The organism is Corynebacterium nasicanis, assembly GCF_042658165.1.
Lineage (GTDB): Bacteria > Actinomycetota > Actinomycetes > Mycobacteriales > Mycobacteriaceae > Corynebacterium > Corynebacterium nasicanis.
Genome location: NZ_JBHSQE010000009.1, coordinates 109,762 through 125,949, shown reverse-complemented (window position 1 = coordinate 125,949; position 16,188 = coordinate 109,762). Strand labels below are relative to the sequence as shown.

Genomic DNA, 16,188 nt, shown 5'->3' with positions numbered 1-16,188 from the left:
ACTGTGGAACCCACCCTGACATCCTGTTGAAAGGTCCCCCGACGATGCCGAAGGCGAAGATCACCCGCAACGCCATCCCCGCCTCCACCTCCAGTGCCAACCGCACCCCGGTGAAGATCAACACCGGCGGCACTCCGCTCTGGTACAAGGCCATCATGTTCGGGCTCATGCTCCTCGGCCTGCTGTGGCTGGTGGTCAACTACCTCGCGGGCCACCAGATCGCGTTCATGGTGGGGCTCGGCGTGTGGAACTACGCCATCGGGTTCGGCCTCTTCGTCCTGGGGTTGCTCATGACCATGGGGTGGCGCTAACTTTCTCCCCACCACCCCGGCCGCAGCTGTTGCGGCCGGGGTGGTTTTTTCATGCCCCGATGTCCTGCCAAGGCTGCGAAGGGAGGGCGCCGTGGGTAGCGGGACGCGTGTGACGGTTGTGCACAACGGGAGGAGTTATCCCCAGTTCCGCCCTGGATTCCACCGTTTTATCCACCGTTCGCCGCGCGCGGATTCATCCACAGGAGTTATCCACACTGTGGATAGTTACACCGGTGTGATTTTTCGAATGACACACCCGGAGAATCGCACAGCACCCCTGGGACATGGCATTTCCCCAGGAGATTCGAACATCTGCGCAGGTGGGGAAAACTGTCCACACAGTTATCCACAGGCTGGGGAGAAGTGCCCCGAGGAGAGATTCTTCACACTCTCCACAGATCCATCCCCAGCCTGTGGATAACTATCCAGTCACAGGTCAGACGAGAAGCACCGCGCCGCACGCCGCCGCCAGCACCGCGAGCACCCCCACCCAGCGGACCCGGACGTCCCGGTGCACGAAGAACACCACCATCGCCGCCCCCGCCAGCAGCCCGCCCATGTGCCCCCACAACGAGACCGACGGGGCCAGGAACGTGTACGCCACGTTGACGGCCACGAGCGTCAGGGGCGCGCGCAGGTCCCCGCCCCGCACCCGCGCCACGCCGACGAGCAGCACCATGAGCGCGAACAGGGCCCCTGAGGCCCCGGCCGTCGGCTGCGACCAGTCCATCCACAGCACCGTCGCGCTCGCCCCGATCCCCCCGGCCAGGAACGCCGCCACGTACAGGGGCGTGCCCGCGAACTTCTCGATCTCCCTGCCCACCAGCATGAGCAGGAAACTGTTGATCGCCACGTGCCCCAGGTCGATGTGCAGGAACACCGCCCCCAGCGCCCGCAGCCGGTCGAGTCCCCCGGTCGACACCTCCGGCCCGTAGAGCACCCACGCCGACCCCAGCGCGGAATCATGGAGGTTCTCCATGAGGGAGCGCGACTCCACCGCGGTGATGAGGTACACGATGACCGCAACAGCGGTGAAGAACGTGGTGGCGGGGGCCTCGACCCACCAGCGGCGCAGAGTGTTCACAGGGGCCTCTTCCCGGAATCGATGAGGCCCGCGACGTCGATAAGCAACGCGCGGGCCAACAAGCGGGTGGAACTCTAGGAGATGGTGACGGACTCGATCATGACCGGGTCATTCGGGCGGTCCATGCGATCGGTCGGGGTGGTGGCGATCGCGTCGACGACCTTGCGGGACTCCTCGTCCACGACCTCACCGAAGATGGTGTGGCGGTTGTTCAGGTGCGGGGTCGGGCCCACGGTGATGAAGAACTGGGAGCCGTTGGTGCCCGGGCCGGCGTTGGCCATGGCCAGCAGGTACGGACGGTCGAACTGGAGCTCCGGGTGGAACTCGTCGGCGAACATGTAGCCCGGGCCGCCGCGGCCGGTACCGGTCGGGTCGCCGCCCTGGATCATGAAGCCGTCGATGACGCGGTGGAACACGGCGCCGTCGTAGAACGGGCCGGACTTCTCGCCGGAGGCGTTCTCGGTGGAGTACTCCTTGGAACCGTCGGCCAGGCCGACGAAGTTGGCCACAGTGGCCGGGGCATGGTTGCCGAAGAGCTCGATGACGATGTCACCACGGTTGGTGTGCAGAGTCGCAGTAGCGGTCTTGTTGGTCATGCGGGACAGTCTAGCGAAGCGAGCGGGCGCAGGCGTAGGCATCATGGAGCTATGAACACGACGGAGCCAAACGTGGAGGCCTATTTCCGGGCACAGCGCATCAGGTGGCTCACTGCCATCCCGATTCCGGAGCTGCTCTTTGTGGCCGCCGGAGTGGTGCGCGCGGTGCTGGACCTTCCGGAGAGCTCCTTCCCCAGCCGGGCTTTATGGCTCAGCACCGTGATCGGCATGTCCGCGCTGGTCTTCGCACTGATCCTCTACGTTCTCCCTCGAGCACAGGTGTGGGTCGCAATGCTTTTCATCCTCGTCGGTGGCACCGTGGCCGGTTTCTTCTTTCTGCTTGTCGACGGACCGATCATCTTCGGCGCCCTATTCCCGTTCGCCGGACTCGCGGCCTATCTGGCGGGGGCCTCCCACCTTCTGCGTAGCGGCCTGGCCTCCCTGGCCATCGGGGACTACCGGGGACTACGCCCGAAATCACCGCGGGCCTGGTCCCGGTCTCAGTAGCCGCGCTTGATCCACTCTTCGAGATGTGGGGCCTCCGCACCGACAGTGGTGTGGTCGCCGTGGCCGGTGCGTACGACGGTCTCCGCGGGCAGATCGAGCACCGACCTCTGGAGGGAGGCGATGATGGTGTCGAAGGAAGAGTACTTCCGCCCTGTCGCTCCCGGACCACCCTGGAAGAGAGTGTCTCCTGAGAAGAGCTCATCTGCCTCCGGCAGGTAGAGGCAGCAGGATCCGGGAGAATGCCCGGGGGTGTTCAGCACCTGCATGTCAGTGCCGGCGATCTGGAAGACCTGGCCGTCGGCCAGGTCCTCGTGGGCCAGGCTCGGGTGGGTCTCCTCCCACAGCATCTGGTCGCCTGGATGCACATAGATGGGGGCGTCCAGCTTCCTCGACAGCTCGGGGGCGACGGTGATGTGGTCATTGTGGGCATGGGTGCAGATGATGCCCTTGACCCTGCGGCCCGCCACCTTCTCGATGATGGGAGCAGCATCATGAGCTGCATCGATGATGAACACCTCAGAGTCATCGCCGACGATCCAGATGTTGTTGTCTACATCCCACTCTCCGCCGTCAAGAATGAACTTTCCGGAGGTTTCGACATGGTCCACACGAAGGCGATTCATCAGAGGATCACCACCGAACGCAGCACGTCGCCGGACTTCATGGTGTCGAAGGCCGCCTCAACGTCACCCAGCTCGATGCGCTCGGAGACGAACTTGTCCAACGGGAAACGGTCCTGCAGGTGCAGATCGACGTAGAGCGGGAAGTCCCGCTCGGGCAGACAATCGCCGTACCAGGCCGGGCGCAGGGATCCACCGCGGCCGTAGAAATCGATGGCCGGGACGTCGATGTGCGACGTCAGGTTGGGGACTCCGACCATAACCATCCGGCCGGCATGGTCGCGAGAATAGAAGGCCTGCTGCCAGGTGGTCATGATGCCCACGGCGTCAATGGCGACGTCGGTACCTACTCCGCCGGTGATGTCCCGGATCTGGGCGACGACCTCCGCATCTTCGCCCTCACCGGAGAGCTGCGAAGAGTCGATGACATGAGTGGCGCCGAACTCCTTCGCCCATTCCAGCTTCTGCGGATCGATGTCCACGGCGATAATGGTGGTCGCCCCGGCAAGCTTCGCGCCCGCAACTGCAGCCATGCCGACGCCACCGAGTCCGAAGACGGCTACGGATTCCCCGCGTGTGATCTCAGCGGTGTTGACGGCAGCTCCCAGACCGGCCATGATCCCGCATCCCAGTAGACCAGCGGCAGCCGGGTCCACCTCCGGGTTGACCTTGGTGCACTGACCTTCGTGGACCAGGGTCTTCTCGGCAAAGGCCCCGATGCCCAGGGCCGGGGTGAGCTCGGTGCCGTCCGTGAGGGTCATCCTGCGGGAGGCGTTGTGGGTGTTGAAGCAGTATTTCGGCTCGCCCTTGCGACAGGAGCGGCACTCACCGCAGACGGCCCGCCAGTTGAGGACGACAAAATCTCCCACCTCCACGTGGGTGACAGCGTCACCGACTGTCTCGACAATGCCGGCTGCCTCGTGGCCCAGGAGAAATGGGTAGGCGTCGGCGATGTCACCGTCGCGGTACGCCAGATCTGTGTGACACACTCCGCAGGCCTGGATCGTGACGATGACGTCGTGAGGCCCGGGATCCGGGATGACGATGTCAGTCATCTCAACTGGTGCTCCCTTCTCGCGGGAAATGATTCCGGTGACTGTGGTGCTCACGTGGTCCTCCTGGGGCGCAAGGGTCGGAAGGCGCGGGCTCGAGATCGTCTCCGCTGCCCGGTATGTATCTGAGGTTAAGGGCTGGGTCGCGGGGGCATAATGGCCAGGCTGGACAGTCTGACTACCCACATGGGTAGGGTGGCGGTCATGACATCAAACTCGGAGACGCCGATGATCCTTCTTCAGTCGGTGCTGGCGGTCCTCCGGTCAGGAACCCTTTCGGACAAGGCTGCCCGCGTGGAGGCCGAGCGGATCGCCTCAGACGGTGTCCTGACGCTGAGAAACGATCCTCCTAAGTCACGGGGAGGGATCGAGCCGGTGGATTCGGCATTCCGTGAACTCGAGGAGGAATTGGCGACCCTGGTCAGGCATGAGGTACTGACATTCGACCTCGTCCCGCCGCCTGAAGGGGGGCGCGCACTGCCCGTCTCCGTCGCCAACGCGGCCCGGGATGTGGTTCGCCAGCTGGTCCTCATCAGCCTGGAGGACCATGACGTGTCCCGGGTGAGAATCAAGTGGGACTGCGACGGCACGAATCTGCTGGTGGAGTTCCGTGACGACGGCGCTGGCGGACGTGAACGTTCCGACGACATTTTTCGCCATGTGTCGGAGAGAATTGAGCGCACCAGCGGTCGCTGGGACGTGAACTCCACCGCCGGATGGGGATCGCTTCTCAACATCGTCTTCCCGCTGGATGAACCCCGCACCACGGTGGAGGAATTGGACGGGCTGACGGATGCCCAACGGGAGGTGCTCAGTCTGGTCATCCAAGGAAAGACGAACGCCGAAATCGCCTCCCACCTGCATCTCTCAACCAACACCATCAAATATCACGTCGGTAACCTCATGAAGAAGTTCAAGGTGACCCGCCGGACAGAGCTGGCGGTACAGTCCCTCACGCGGAGCAGGGCGCAGACACGTTGACGGGCCCGGCTCCACCTGAGGTGGAACCGGGCCCGCAGCGATCACGCAGGTACTACGCAGGTACTACAGGGACTCGACCACGAGGTCGCGGGCGAGGACCATGTTGCGCAGGGACTGCTCGGTCTCGGCGTAGCCGCGGGTCTTCAGGCCACAGTCCGGGTTGACCCAGAGGCGCTCGGTGGGCACGTTGACCAGGGCGGCCTTGATCAGCTCGGTGAGCTCGGCGACGTCCGGGACGCGCGGGGAGTGGATGTCCCAGATGCCCGGGCCGATCTCGGAGTGGAAGGACTCGTCGAGGTCGGCGAGCAGCTCCATGCGGGAGCGGGCGGCCTCGATGGAGGTGACGTCGGCGTCGAGGGCGGCGACGGCGTCGATGATCTGACCGAACTCCGAGTAGCAGAGGTGGGTGTGGATCTGGGTGGTCGGCTGCGCGTCGAGGGAGACGAGGCGGAAGGAACGGACGGCCCAGTCGAGGTACGCCGGGCGATCCTCCTCGCGCAGCGGCAGCAGCTCGCGCAGGGCGGGCTCGTCGATCTGGATGATGTCGATGCCGGCGGCCTCGAGGTCGGCGACCTCGTCGGCCAGGGCGACGCCGATCTGGTCGGCGGAGACGGACTTCGGCACGTCGTCGCGGGTGAAGGACCAGGCCAGGATGGTGACGGGGCCGGTGAGCATGCCCTTGACGTGCTTCTCGGAGAGGGACTGGGCGTACTTGGCCCACTCGACGGTCATGGCCTCCGGGCGGGAGACGTCGCCGACGACGATGGAGGGGCGGGTGCAGCGGGAGCCGTAGGACTGGACCCAGCCGTGCTCGGTGGTGACGAAGCCGTCGAGAAGCTCGGCGAAGTACTGGACCATGTCGTTGCGCTCGGGCTCGCCGTGGACGAGGACGTCGATGCCGAGGCGCTCCTGCAGCTCGATGACGGACTTGACCTCGTCCTTGAGGGCCTCGGTGTACTGATCGTCGGTGAGGGCGCCGGAGCGGTGGTCGGCGCGGGCCTTGCGGATCTCGGTGGTCTGCGGGAAGGAGCCGATGGTGGTGGTCGGCAGCTGCGGCAGGCCGAGGGACTTCTGGGCCTCGACGCGGCCGGCGAACTCGGGCTCGCGGGCGACCTGGCCGTCGGGAAGCGCGGCGACGCGGTCCTGGACAGCCTGGTTGTGGGTGCGTGCGGACTCGCGACGGGTGCGCACGGCGCGGTCGGAGCGGGCGAAGGCGTCCGCAGCGGCGACGGAACCGCCCTCGAGGGCGGCGGCGAGGGCCTGGGCCTCGCCGATCTTCTCGTCGGCGAAGGAGAGCCAGCCGGCGACGTCGACGGGGAGGTTCTTCTCCACGGCGACGGTGTGCGGGACGTGCTGCAGGGAGACCGACGAGGTGACGGCGAGCTTCTCGACGCCGCCCTTCTTCAGCTCCTCCAGCACCGCGAGGCGCTCGCGGAGGTCGGCGGCCCAGATGTTGCGGCCGTCGATGACGCCGGCGGCCAGGGTGATGTCGGTGCCGGCGAGAGCCTCGGCGACACGGGCGACGTAGCCCTCCTCGTTGCCCAGGGTGACCGGGGCCAGATCGACGGCGAGGGCCTCCGGCTGGGCGGCGACGAGCGCGTCGAGGCCGGCGCGCAGGGCGCCGTAGGGGGTGGTGATGAGGACCTGCGGGCGGTTCTCCTCACCGAGGATGCGGCCGTAGACCTCGCCGGCCAGCGTGGCCAGCTCCTCGTCGGAGGCGATGGTGAGGTCGGCGACCAGGGCGGGCTCGGCGAGCTGGATCCACTCGACGCCGGCGTCGTTGAGCTCCGCGAGGATGGTCTGGTAGGCGTTGGTGAGGTCGTCGAGACGCGAGAGCGGGTTGAAGCCCTCACCGGCGTCCTCGGTGGCCTTGGACTTGGCCAGCAGGGTGACCGGGCCGACGAGGAAGGGGCGGACGACGTGGCCGGCGGCCTTGGCCTCGTTGACGATGTCGAGGATGCGCTGCGGACGCGGGGTGATGATGGTGTCGGCGGAGACCTCCGGCACGAGGTAGTGGTAGTTGGTGTCGAACCACTTGGTCATCTCGAGCGGGGAGCGCTCGGCGTTGCCGCGGGCCAGGGCGAAGTACTCGGTGAGGTCGATCTCCGGGGCCTCGCCGCCGACGAGGCCGACGGTGACGGCGGTCTCGAGCACCTGGTCGTAGAGGGCGACGTCGGCCGGGATGGCGTAGTCCTGGTCGAGGCCCAGGTCACGCAGGCGGGCGTAGTTCTCGACGCGGATGGAGTGCGCGGAGGAGGTGAAGGTCTCCTCGTCGATGCGGCCGGCCCAGAAGGACTCGAGGGCCTTCTTCAGCTCGCGGTTGGCGCCGACGCGCGGGTAGCCCTCGATGGTGAAGGTGGGGAAAGCAGAGGCAGACATGAAAAGAGAGACCTTTCGAAGAAACTGGGGGAGTTTATCGGTGAAATGTGGACGGGTGTCACCCGGTGGTCGGGCGCGCGATGCCGATGCGGTCGAGCAGCTCGGTGGTGGTGTCCGGCCGGTTGAACGTGTACACGTGCATTCCTCCGGCACCGGCGGCCAGGATGGTCTGCGCGAGCTCGGCGGTGAGGTCGAGGCCCGTCTGGTACTCGCTCTCCGGGCCTGCCGCCTCCAGCCGGCGCAGGAGCCGGTCGGGGACGGTGAGCCCGGAGAGCTGGCCCATTCGGCGCAGTCTCGCGACCGATGTCATCGGCATGATCCCGGGGATGAGCGGTATGCGCACGCCCGCCAGGCGGGCCCGCTCGGCGAAGCGGAGGTAGTCCTCGGCGTCGAAGAAGAGCTGGGTGATGGCGAAGTCCGCGCCGAGGCGCTGCTTGGTCAGCAGCACGTCGATGTCCTCGTCCATGTTGTGGGATTCCTCGTGGCCGCTGGGGTAGGCGGCGACGCCGATGGCCAGGCGACCGGCGCCGAAGCGGGCGACCTGCGAATCCTCGATGGACTGGATGAGGTTGATCAGGTCCGTGGCGTGGCGGAGGTAGCCGGGCGGCATCTCGGTCTGGCCTTCGGCGAGGTCGCCGCGCAGGGCCAGCAGGCCGCGCACCCCGGAGTCCATGAGGCGGTTGATCCAGCCGCTGAGTTCCTCGCGGGTGCCGGCGGTGCAGGCCAGGTGGGCGAGGGTGGGGATGCGGGTGCGGGCGTTGATCTTCTCGATGAACCGGGCGGTGCCCTCCAGCCAGCCGGAGTTCCGGGAGCTGGTGACGGAGATGTAGTCCGGGTTGTAGGACTGCAGGGTGCGCAGCAGTTCGTCGATGCTCGCCTCGTCGGCGTCATGGCGCGGGGGCATGACCTCGAAGGACAGGGAGGTACGCGCGGGGACGTGGGCCTGCCGGTGCTCTTCCGGGTCGAAGGTGTCCAACGGGGCGGAGGCGGAGAATCGACGCTTGGCGCTGTACTGGGGCGCGGCTGCGTTCATGTCATCTCCTCCTTCTCGATTGTCCTCGAATGGCCCGTTGGGCAAGTGGCTGTGAATGTAGCAAGCCAAGGGTTTGCGGCGGGTATTTTTTCTAAAGGTATGATGTTGGGATGGGCGCCTGACCTGCTGATATACATCCTGGCCGGCGTGAATATAATTCGCGCGGAAGGCCGTTTTTCGGCTCAAAAATGAACCAAGCTGTCCATTTTGGTTTTCGCAGGGAAGGGGGCCGTCTTTCCGCGCACAATGTGGGGGTTCCTCGCTACTGTGGAGGGCAGACAGAACTACCCGAAGGAGCACACCGTGAACCCCGCCACCATCAAGATGTTGCTGGATGCTTTCTCCACCGTCCGTGACCGCGTGAAGGACTACAACGAGAAGAAGGCCCGCGAGGCCTATGACCTCCTCTCCGAGGCCGCCGATCGCGTCGATATCGAGGCCCTGCGCGCCCGCGGCGAGGGGCTTATCGACGAAGGCCGCAAGGAAGCCGGCGTCGTCACCCAGGCCGCCCACGCCCGCCTCGATGCCGCGAAGAAGCGCCTGGCCAAGGCCGCCGACAACACCCCGGCCCGTAAGCGCGCCAAGAAGGCGCAGTGCCGCCGCAACTGGAGCCTCGGCGCCCTCGCCGCCCTGCTCATCGCCGCGATCGGCGGGGCCGTCTACTGGTTCACCCGCCAGCAGCAGGTTCCGGGCGACACTCCGCCGCGCGTGGAGGACTTCTCCGGGGCGGAGACCGAGACCGAGTCCACCCTCGTCTACTCCACCGAGTCCGGCGCCACCGAGCGCGACGATGAGCTGCTCGACTCCCTGGACGAGCAGCTGGAGAAGCACCGCCAGGCCGCAGAGGACGAGGCCGGTGAGTTCGAGATCGAGGACGATGTGACCGGCGACGATCCGATCAATGACGAGACCGTCGATGACGTCACCGATCCGGACGCCGAGGCCGGCGAGAAGAAGTAGTCCCCGTCAGCGCCCTCTCCCCACCGGGAGGGGGCGCTTTCTGCTGCCCTGCGCGTGACCCAGGGCACAGGTAGGCTCGGGCGCATGCGAATGAACGTGCTCACCGTCACGACCATCGACGACCTCACCCTGTACTTCCGCGCCCAGTCCCAGGAGAAGGACGAGAACGGGCTGGCGGAGGTGGACCACGTCGAGCGGCTGCGCGCCGTGCTCGAGTCCGAGGACCCGGAGGCAGCCTTCGAGTGCGAGGACCTCCACGGCGAGCAGCGTTCCGTGCCCGCCGCGGAGATCGCGCGCTGGGACGTGGAGATGATGGAGGACACCGCCATCCGCGGCCACTAGGGCCGACAGACCGCCTCGTGCGCCACGTGGCCCGGGTGCTCGAGCTGGATGGTGGAGTGCTCGATGTGCAGGGCGCGCAGGGCCTCCTGCGCCCGCCCCAGGAGGCCGCACTCGCCGGGTGTCACGCAATTCTCCTCGACGACGAGGTGGGCCGTGGCCAGCGGGGTGACTCCGTCGGTGGACCACACGTGCAGGTCGTGCACCGCCTGTACCCCGGGGAGGGCCGCCAGGGCGCGTTCCACTTCCCGGGTGTCCACGCCCCGGGGCGCGCGCTCCATGAGTACCTCCAGGGTGTGCCACAGGAGGCTGAGCGAGCGCGGGAGCACGAAGGCGACGATGGCCAGGGAGGCGAGCGTGTCGGCGTGCATCCAGCCGGTCCACCGGATGACCAGGGCGGCGATGATGACCGCCACGGAGCCGAGCATGTCCGCGATGACGTGGAGGAACGCACCGCGGATGTTGAGGTTGCCGTGCCGGTGGCGGGACAGCACCCACGCGGAGGCCGCGTTGGCCACGAGGCCGACGACGGCCACCCCGAGCATGAGCGTGGTGTCGATGTCGTGGTGCCCGCCGATACGCCCGATGGCCTGGATGAGGATCCACACCACCACGCCCGTCACCGCCAGGGCGTTGAGGAGCGCGGCGAGCACCTCGATGCGTCGGTGCCCGAAGGTGGCGCTGGCGGTGGCGGCCCGGCGGCTGACCAGCGCCGCGAGGAGGGCGATGATGAGGCCGGCGGCGTCGGAAAGCATGTGCATGGCGTCGGACAGCAGCGCGAGCGAGCCGGACACGAGTCCGCCGATGAGCTCGGCGAGGAACACCGTGCCGGTGATGCCGACGGCGATTCCCAGGGCGCGCAGGGGCGCCTGCCCGTGGTCATGATCGTGTGCCATGACCCTACCCTAGCTTATTGAAACGCTATTGAAAATGCCCCGGTCAGGCGCGACCCTTGAGGATGAGATTCCAGTACATGAACGGCAGGCCGTAGCGCTTGAGCAGCCACATGTCGAAGCGCGGCTTCGTCGTGTCGATGAACGGGATCGACGGCGTCGGCTCCATCTGATAGTTGAACTCCGCCAGCAGCACGGTGCGCCGCGAGGTCACCAACGGACACGAGGCATAGCCCTCATACTCCGGGGCCGGCACCCGCCCCTTCATCACCGCGAGCAGGTTCTTCACCAGCACCGGCGCCTGCTTACGGATCGCCGCCCCAGTCTTCGAATTCGGGCAACTCGACGCATCACCCAACGAAAACACATTGGCGTACCGCACATGCTGGAGCGTGCCCGGATCCACCTGCACGTAACCGAGCGGGTTATCCGGATCCGCCAGCGGACTCCGCTTCACCCAGTCGGGCGCCGACTGCTTCGGCACCGCGTGCAGCATCTCGTAGTGGATCTGCCCCTCCTCGCCGGAGGCGTTGTTCCGGATGGTCACGCTTCTCGACGCCCCGTCAATCCCCGTCATCTCCGAACTGAAACGCACGTCGATGCCGTACTCCTGCGCCACCGTGGCCAGTTCATCGGAGAAGACCTTGACGCCGAACATGCCCGGACTGGGCAGCACGAGGATGACGTGGATGTGGTCGAGGACGCCCTCCCGGCGCCAGTAGTCCGCCGCCAGGTAACAGATCTTCTGCGGGGCGCCGCCGCACTTGATGGGATCGCTCGGCATGGTGAACACCGCGGTACCGCTGCGGGTGCGCTGGATCATCTCCCACGTCTTGGGTGCGAGATCGAAGCGGTAATTGCTGGACACGCTCGGGGTCTCCAGCGCCTCGGGCAGGCCGGGTGTCTTGTCCCAGTCGAGCTGGATACCCGGACACACCACCAGGTAGTCGTAGGAGACGGTGATCCCGTCGACGAGCGTGATGACGTTGTTCTCCGGGTCGACGCTCTCCGCCGCGCTCTTGATCCACGCCACGCCCTGCGGCATGACGGACGCCTGATCGCGCTCCGTGGTCTCGATCCTGCCCTGACCGCCGCCGATCATGGTCCACAGCGGCTGGTAGTAGTGCTTGTCCTTCGGCTCGATGACGGCGATATCCGACTCGCCCTTGTTGCGCAGCCGCGCTGCGACGCTGATGCCGGCGTTGCCGCCGCCGATGATGACGATCCGATGATGGATGGTCATGGTGATCCCTCCGTCTGGTGTGATCCCGGGCGGTTGATGAGTGACCGGCGGGATGAATGTGCGAGATTTATATTCACCCTAGCAGTGACTCGCGTCGGAGGGGCCTGGATTTGTGATCTCAGTTACACAACGGCGGGGCGGGCCACGGCCTCGTCGAATTCAGCCGGTCGAAGGGGCGCGATTTCCGGGCTCTGGGGACTCGTTTCAACAGCGTGAATTCGACAGGGGTGAATTCGACAGGGACAAACCCGGAAACGAAAAACAGGCCAGGGGGTGAAAACACCCTCTGACCTGCTTGTTCGTGGAGCATAGGAGAATCGAACTCCTGACCTTCTGCTTGCAAAGCAGATGGAGCATCCACGCAGGTCACAGCGTTATCCGGTGACAGCCCTGCTCATGGAATGACACTGTACCCCGGCGCGTGCCACACACGTGCCATAAGTCCTAGGAGGACACACACCATGAGCACTACCTCTAAGTTCATCGGCAAGGCCAACCCGCACGAGAAGGGCACCCGCGAGTGGGTCGAGTGGGAGGACGCGTACTTCCGCGAGATGAAGGAGACCGGCGCGATCGTCGACCTTGCGAAGGCGATCATCGCCATTGCAGAGCACGTGACCGAAGAGGAAGACCACGTTCTTGTTGACGAGTCGTTCCTTGCGTACGCGGACGTGGAGGACGGGCGCGTCTTCGCTATCCACTCCACCCAGGTCCACGACAACGAGGACGTATTTATCCCCGTGTGGGACACGGTTCTTGACCGTGGCCTTGATCTGGTCGAGGACCGGGAGGAGGAGAACAATTGCTTCTTCGATGGCCGTGCCAGGGTGCGAGTTTTCGCCTAACCCCGCCGACGAGTAAACCCCCGCCATTGAGCGGGGGCATTCTTGTTTCTAGCTGTAGTTGTAAACGGTTTGCCGACTGATGCCGAAGTGATCCGCGATCGCGGTAACCGACTTGCCTGCCTTCCTCATGGCCTTGAGTTCATCGGCCTGTTCGGAGGACAGCGCCGCCTTGCGGCCTTTGTACTTGCCCTTGGCTTTGGCAATGGCGATACCCTCCCGCTGTCGCTCAAGGATCATCGAGCGTTCAAACTCAGCCACGGCACCCAGCATTGTCAGCAGCATGTTGTTCATCGGAGAGTCCTCACCGGTGAAGGTGAGGCCCTCTTTGTGGAACTTGACGGTGACCCCCTTGGCGGCGAGTTCACGCACCACCCGGCGTAGATCATCAACGTTGCGTGCCAGGCGGTCCATCGAGTGGACCACCACGGTATCGCCTTCGCGGGCGTAGTCCATCGCCTGTGCCAGAGCAGGGCGGTTAGCGTCCTTGCCACTGGCCTTGTCCGTGAACACCTTGTCGCACTCCACGCCGTCGAGCTGTCGTTCCGTGTTCTGGTCGAGCGTGCTCACGCGCTGGTATCCGATGATCTGCCCCATGTCCGTCTCCCTCTTCGTTGGTGAATGTCTAATTAGACTCTAAGGCATTGGAAGACACTTGTCCAACAATGGCCCTACCCACCCTATTTAGACGCAGTTTGCAGCCAGGGAGAGTGTCCACCTAGGGTGTACCCCACTTAGGCACCCGGGAGGGGGCCGCCCCTGCGGGGAGAGCGGCACAGACCGTGCCAGGACCCCGCAGTAGAGCAGCGCGCTACCCGGCGCGCCGGGCTGTGCGCGCCCCTCTAGGGTGTTGAGCATCCACGCGTGGCCCTGGAGATACCCCGTCGCCCCAGAGGGCGGCAGACGGGCATCTAGGCCCCTTATCAGACGCGCTACCGGAATACAACACTCCCCACCCCCAGGGGGTCCACCCCCGCCCCTTGGTTAAACACCGAGCGTGATTGCGGGTGTCGTCCCGCGTACGGGTTCCAGATCTATGGTGACGCATCAACAACATTGCCGGACCCGAGCAGCGTGTCGTTACATCCCGGTTTGACACGTGTGCTATAATGATTTCCCCGGTCGATCTAGACCGCTTAGTCTAGAACCGTTGTGTGAAAACTGAAGAGTGGAGTACCAACCTGTCGTAGGAGACGTGTACCCGATTCCAGAGAGAGGAGAACCACCACACCCCGGATTCAGCACAACCCAAACCCACACCACAAACGAGAGGAAGTTTGAATGACCAATGTTGACAAGGCATTCCGCGAAGAGCGGGCAAGACTGGCACTGGTAGATCTGCGCCAGTGCATCCAGTGCGGAGAGACCAAGACGCTCTCCGCAGAGTTCGGTAACGACAAGAACGGTGCAGGAGGGAAGTCCGGACACTGCCGCGACTGCCACCGCGCCAGGATGCGGGCGTGGCACCACAAGAACGACGGGCTTCAGGGAGCGTTGGACAGCGGTCTGAAGAGGGCGCGCACAGCCGGAGCGCTTGCGGACAGCATCAAGCCGGTGGAGCTACTCGCGTACTGGAAGAAGAACGGCATCGACCCGTGGAAGTGCTTCTACACCGGTAAACCCCTGGTGAAGGGGCAGGGGCACCCCCACAGCCGGGAGATTGACCACATCGAGCCGCTGTCCCTCAAGGGGTCAGCGGGTCACGTCATGAGGAACATCGTCCCGTGCTCGCATGAGTGGAACCGCTATAAGTACAACCGGCGCGCTGTGGCAGCGTACCGCGATGCCCCGGAGGAACTGCAGCCCATCATGAGCTACGCAGGTTACGCCGACGGACACGCGGGCGTTGACTTCTACGGCTCGCCCTGGGCCCCGGCGATTGCGGAGTGGTTGGACAGCGACCACAACGGAGAGTTCGTCGTGTATGTCCGCCAGGATGCGGAGGTGACACAGTGACGGCACCTGTTCGGGGACTCACCGACGCCGAAGCACAGGAGATGTTCGACGCGTGGGTGAGCAAGCCAGCGGACACCACGGTGAGAGAGTGGCTTGATGCCCCCGGTAGCAGCACCGATGAATGGATCTACCCCGGTCTTGTGTGCGACTCGTACACGGGCGTGATCGGCCTACCGAAGTCGGGCAAGTCCCGGTTCGTGGTGAACATCGCAACCGCGTACACGCGGGGTGAACCTCTTCTCGGGATCGAACCGACGACGGGCACCGGCCCGAAGAGCGTCCTTATCATCGGCACCGAGGGCAACCTTGAGAAGGAGTACGCCGGACGCCTCCAGAGCGCCGGGGCGGACCTTGACCGGGTGGGCGTGGAGAGAGTCCCCACCAACGGCCCTGTTCCTCAAGACCTCTACACCCGCGCCAAGTACGGCGCGATTGACCTTGTGATCGTCGATAACACAGACGGATTCAAGGGTGGAGCATCCAACGTCAGCGATGAAGCAGCCTCCAGCGTGAAGGCCATCGTGGAGCCGTTCAACCTCCACGGTGTCCCCGTCGTGGTGATCCACCACGCGAACAAAGCCACCGGCAACGTCCTTCACGATTCAATGGGTAACACGACGTACAAGGGCATGTTCCGCGAGATCATCGGCGTGTACAAGATCAACGGGTCAACCGTTGAGATCAAGTCAGCGGGCAACCTGAACAAACCGATCCACCTCAAGGCCAGGTTCGACGACGACCACCGGATCCAGCTTCTCGATGCTGTGGATCTTCCCGAGGAAGATCAAGATGCCCCCAAGGGCAGTGAAGTCCTCAAGCGGATTGCGGAACTGGCTGTATCCGCACCCGGTGACCTGCGGGGTAAGTCAGCCATTGCGCGGCACGTCGCCGCTCAGCTGGAGGCCGAAGGTATCAAGAATAGGCAGGGGAAGTTCTTCACAGACAGGGGCGTGGTGTCGAAGCTCAACGGCATGCTCAAGAGCAAAGAGTCAACCTTGAGGTTCGATGAAGAAACAAGGAGATTTGCAAGTTGAACTTGCAATCGAACTTGCAACTCCGGACAAAACCCCAGGTCAGAGCGTTGCAAATTGCAAGTTCCACCCTCTTATAGATCTCCTTAGTTGAAGTTCCCTGCTATCGGGGAACTTCGTCCCCCTCCCTTCGGCGCGGTGAGGATTAGGGGCACCGTGTGTGTCCCGTGATCCGAACAGAGACGGTGAACCGCAGGGTCGTCGCTCCGGCGACTCTGTGGTGAACAGGGCAAGAGAGTTCCCCGTGGCCTCTCACGGGCCCCGGGGGACGATCGTCTTCGGCGGTTGTGAGATACCCAGGGGCCTCTTACGGGCCTTGGGGATTGAACAGGTGAGGGAGGACCATGAGCCCGACCTCTCT

The 16,188-nt window shown here is 64.8% G+C and carries 17 protein-coding genes and 1 tRNA gene; 8 read left to right on the top strand and 10 right to left on the bottom strand.

What is annotated here, in order from left to right; genetic code table 11:
* The first annotated feature begins 44 nt into the window (after nucleotides 1–44).
* On the top strand, nucleotides 45–311 hold the full coding sequence (gene crgA / locus ACFPUZ_RS09225; protein ID WP_377001626.1) for a cell division protein CrgA: 267 nt from the start codon (nucleotides 45–47) through the stop codon (nucleotides 309–311).
* Nucleotides 312–747: 436 nt separating this feature from the next.
* Here the strand turns inward: crgA and ACFPUZ_RS09220 are convergent, their stop codons facing one another.
* Nucleotides 748–1,395: a rhomboid family intramembrane serine protease gene (locus tag ACFPUZ_RS09220; RefSeq protein ID WP_377001625.1), complete on the bottom strand. Its 648-nt coding sequence runs from the start codon at nucleotides 1,393–1,395 to the stop codon at nucleotides 748–750.
* A gap of 74 nt (nucleotides 1,396–1,469) precedes the next feature.
* The gene (locus ACFPUZ_RS09215; RefSeq protein WP_377001624.1) at nucleotides 1,470–1,991 is read right to left on the bottom strand and encodes a peptidylprolyl isomerase; all 522 of its coding nucleotides are present in this window, start codon (nucleotides 1,989–1,991) and stop codon (nucleotides 1,470–1,472) included.
* Between the two features lie 51 nt (nucleotides 1,992–2,042).
* Between ACFPUZ_RS09215 and ACFPUZ_RS09210 the strand changes: the two genes are divergently transcribed.
* Complete coding sequence (locus ACFPUZ_RS09210) at nucleotides 2,043–2,498, top strand: hypothetical protein (RefSeq protein WP_377001623.1); 456 nt, start codon at nucleotides 2,043–2,045, stop codon at nucleotides 2,496–2,498.
* On the opposite strand, the gene ACFPUZ_RS09205 is transcribed toward ACFPUZ_RS09210, so the two are convergent.
* Nucleotides 2,492–3,121 carry an MBL fold metallo-hydrolase gene (locus ACFPUZ_RS09205; protein ID WP_377001622.1) on the bottom strand — a complete coding sequence of 210 codons (630 nt, stop codon included), beginning with the start codon at nucleotides 3,119–3,121 and terminating at the stop codon, nucleotides 2,492–2,494. The two genes, ACFPUZ_RS09210 and ACFPUZ_RS09205, sit on opposite strands and share 7 nt — an antisense overlap.
* Nucleotides 3,121–4,227, bottom strand: coding sequence for an S-(hydroxymethyl)mycothiol dehydrogenase (locus ACFPUZ_RS09200; RefSeq protein ID WP_377001621.1), 1,107 nt, complete (start codon nucleotides 4,225–4,227; stop codon nucleotides 3,121–3,123). Before ACFPUZ_RS09200 ends, ACFPUZ_RS09205 begins: the two co-directional genes overlap by 1 nt.
* A 147-nt stretch (nucleotides 4,228–4,374) precedes the next feature.
* Here ACFPUZ_RS09200 and ACFPUZ_RS09195 point away from each other — a divergent pair, with 147 nt between their 5' ends.
* Nucleotides 4,375–5,151, top strand: coding sequence for a helix-turn-helix transcriptional regulator (locus ACFPUZ_RS09195; protein ID WP_377001620.1), 777 nt, complete (start codon nucleotides 4,375–4,377; stop codon nucleotides 5,149–5,151).
* 63 nt (nucleotides 5,152–5,214) lie between these two features.
* Here the strand turns inward: ACFPUZ_RS09195 and metE are convergent, their stop codons facing one another.
* Nucleotides 5,215–7,530, bottom strand: a complete 2,316-nt coding sequence (gene metE, locus ACFPUZ_RS09190) for a 5-methyltetrahydropteroyltriglutamate--homocysteine S-methyltransferase (RefSeq protein WP_377001619.1) — start codon at nucleotides 7,528–7,530, stop codon at nucleotides 5,215–5,217.
* 58 nt (nucleotides 7,531–7,588) lie between these two features.
* On the bottom strand, nucleotides 7,589–8,563 hold the full coding sequence (locus tag ACFPUZ_RS09185) for a methylenetetrahydrofolate reductase (RefSeq protein ID WP_377001618.1): 975 nt from the start codon (nucleotides 8,561–8,563) through the stop codon (nucleotides 7,589–7,591).
* A gap of 303 nt (nucleotides 8,564–8,866) precedes the next feature.
* Between ACFPUZ_RS09185 and ACFPUZ_RS09180 the strand changes: the two genes are divergently transcribed.
* Nucleotides 8,867–9,523: a hypothetical protein gene (locus tag ACFPUZ_RS09180; protein ID WP_377001617.1), complete on the top strand. Its 657-nt coding sequence runs from the start codon at nucleotides 8,867–8,869 to the stop codon at nucleotides 9,521–9,523.
* 84 nt (nucleotides 9,524–9,607) lie between these two features.
* Nucleotides 9,608–9,865: a hypothetical protein gene (locus ACFPUZ_RS09175; protein ID WP_377001616.1), complete on the top strand. Its 258-nt coding sequence runs from the start codon at nucleotides 9,608–9,610 to the stop codon at nucleotides 9,863–9,865.
* On the opposite strand, the gene ACFPUZ_RS09170 is transcribed toward ACFPUZ_RS09175, so the two are convergent.
* From ACFPUZ_RS09170 to ACFPUZ_RS09160, 3 genes are all read right to left on the bottom strand, one after another.
* The gene (locus ACFPUZ_RS09170; protein WP_377001615.1) at nucleotides 9,862–10,758 is read right to left on the bottom strand and encodes a cation diffusion facilitator family transporter; all 897 of its coding nucleotides are present in this window, start codon (nucleotides 10,756–10,758) and stop codon (nucleotides 9,862–9,864) included. The two genes, ACFPUZ_RS09175 and ACFPUZ_RS09170, sit on opposite strands and share 4 nt — an antisense overlap.
* A gap of 43 nt (nucleotides 10,759–10,801) precedes the next feature.
* Entirely contained in the window at nucleotides 10,802–11,998 is a 1,197-nt protein-coding gene (locus ACFPUZ_RS09165) for an NAD(P)/FAD-dependent oxidoreductase (RefSeq protein ID WP_377001614.1), read from the bottom strand.
* Nucleotides 11,999–12,300: 302 nt separating this feature from the next.
* Nucleotides 12,301–12,392 (bottom strand) — tRNA-Ala (locus ACFPUZ_RS09160).
* Nucleotides 12,393–12,459: 67 nt separating this feature from the next.
* Here ACFPUZ_RS09160 and ACFPUZ_RS09155 point away from each other — a divergent pair.
* Nucleotides 12,460–12,843: a hypothetical protein gene (locus ACFPUZ_RS09155; protein WP_377001613.1), complete on the top strand. Its 384-nt coding sequence runs from the start codon at nucleotides 12,460–12,462 to the stop codon at nucleotides 12,841–12,843.
* Between the two features lie 48 nt (nucleotides 12,844–12,891).
* Here the strand turns inward: ACFPUZ_RS09155 and ACFPUZ_RS09150 are convergent, their stop codons facing one another.
* Complete coding sequence (locus ACFPUZ_RS09150) at nucleotides 12,892–13,437, bottom strand: recombinase family protein (protein WP_377001612.1); 546 nt, start codon at nucleotides 13,435–13,437, stop codon at nucleotides 12,892–12,894.
* 684 nt (nucleotides 13,438–14,121) lie between these two features.
* Here ACFPUZ_RS09150 and ACFPUZ_RS09145 point away from each other — a divergent pair.
* A complete protein-coding gene (locus tag ACFPUZ_RS09145) occupies nucleotides 14,122–14,796 on the top strand; it encodes an HNH endonuclease domain-containing protein (RefSeq protein ID WP_377001611.1) in 675 nt (224 codons plus the stop codon).
* Nucleotides 14,793–15,830 (top strand): AAA family ATPase, encoded by a 1,038-nt coding sequence (locus ACFPUZ_RS09140; protein ID WP_377001610.1) that lies wholly within the window; start codon nucleotides 14,793–14,795, stop codon nucleotides 15,828–15,830. Before ACFPUZ_RS09145 ends, ACFPUZ_RS09140 begins: the two co-directional genes overlap by 4 nt.
* The last annotated feature ends 358 nt before the right edge of the window (nucleotides 15,831–16,188 follow it).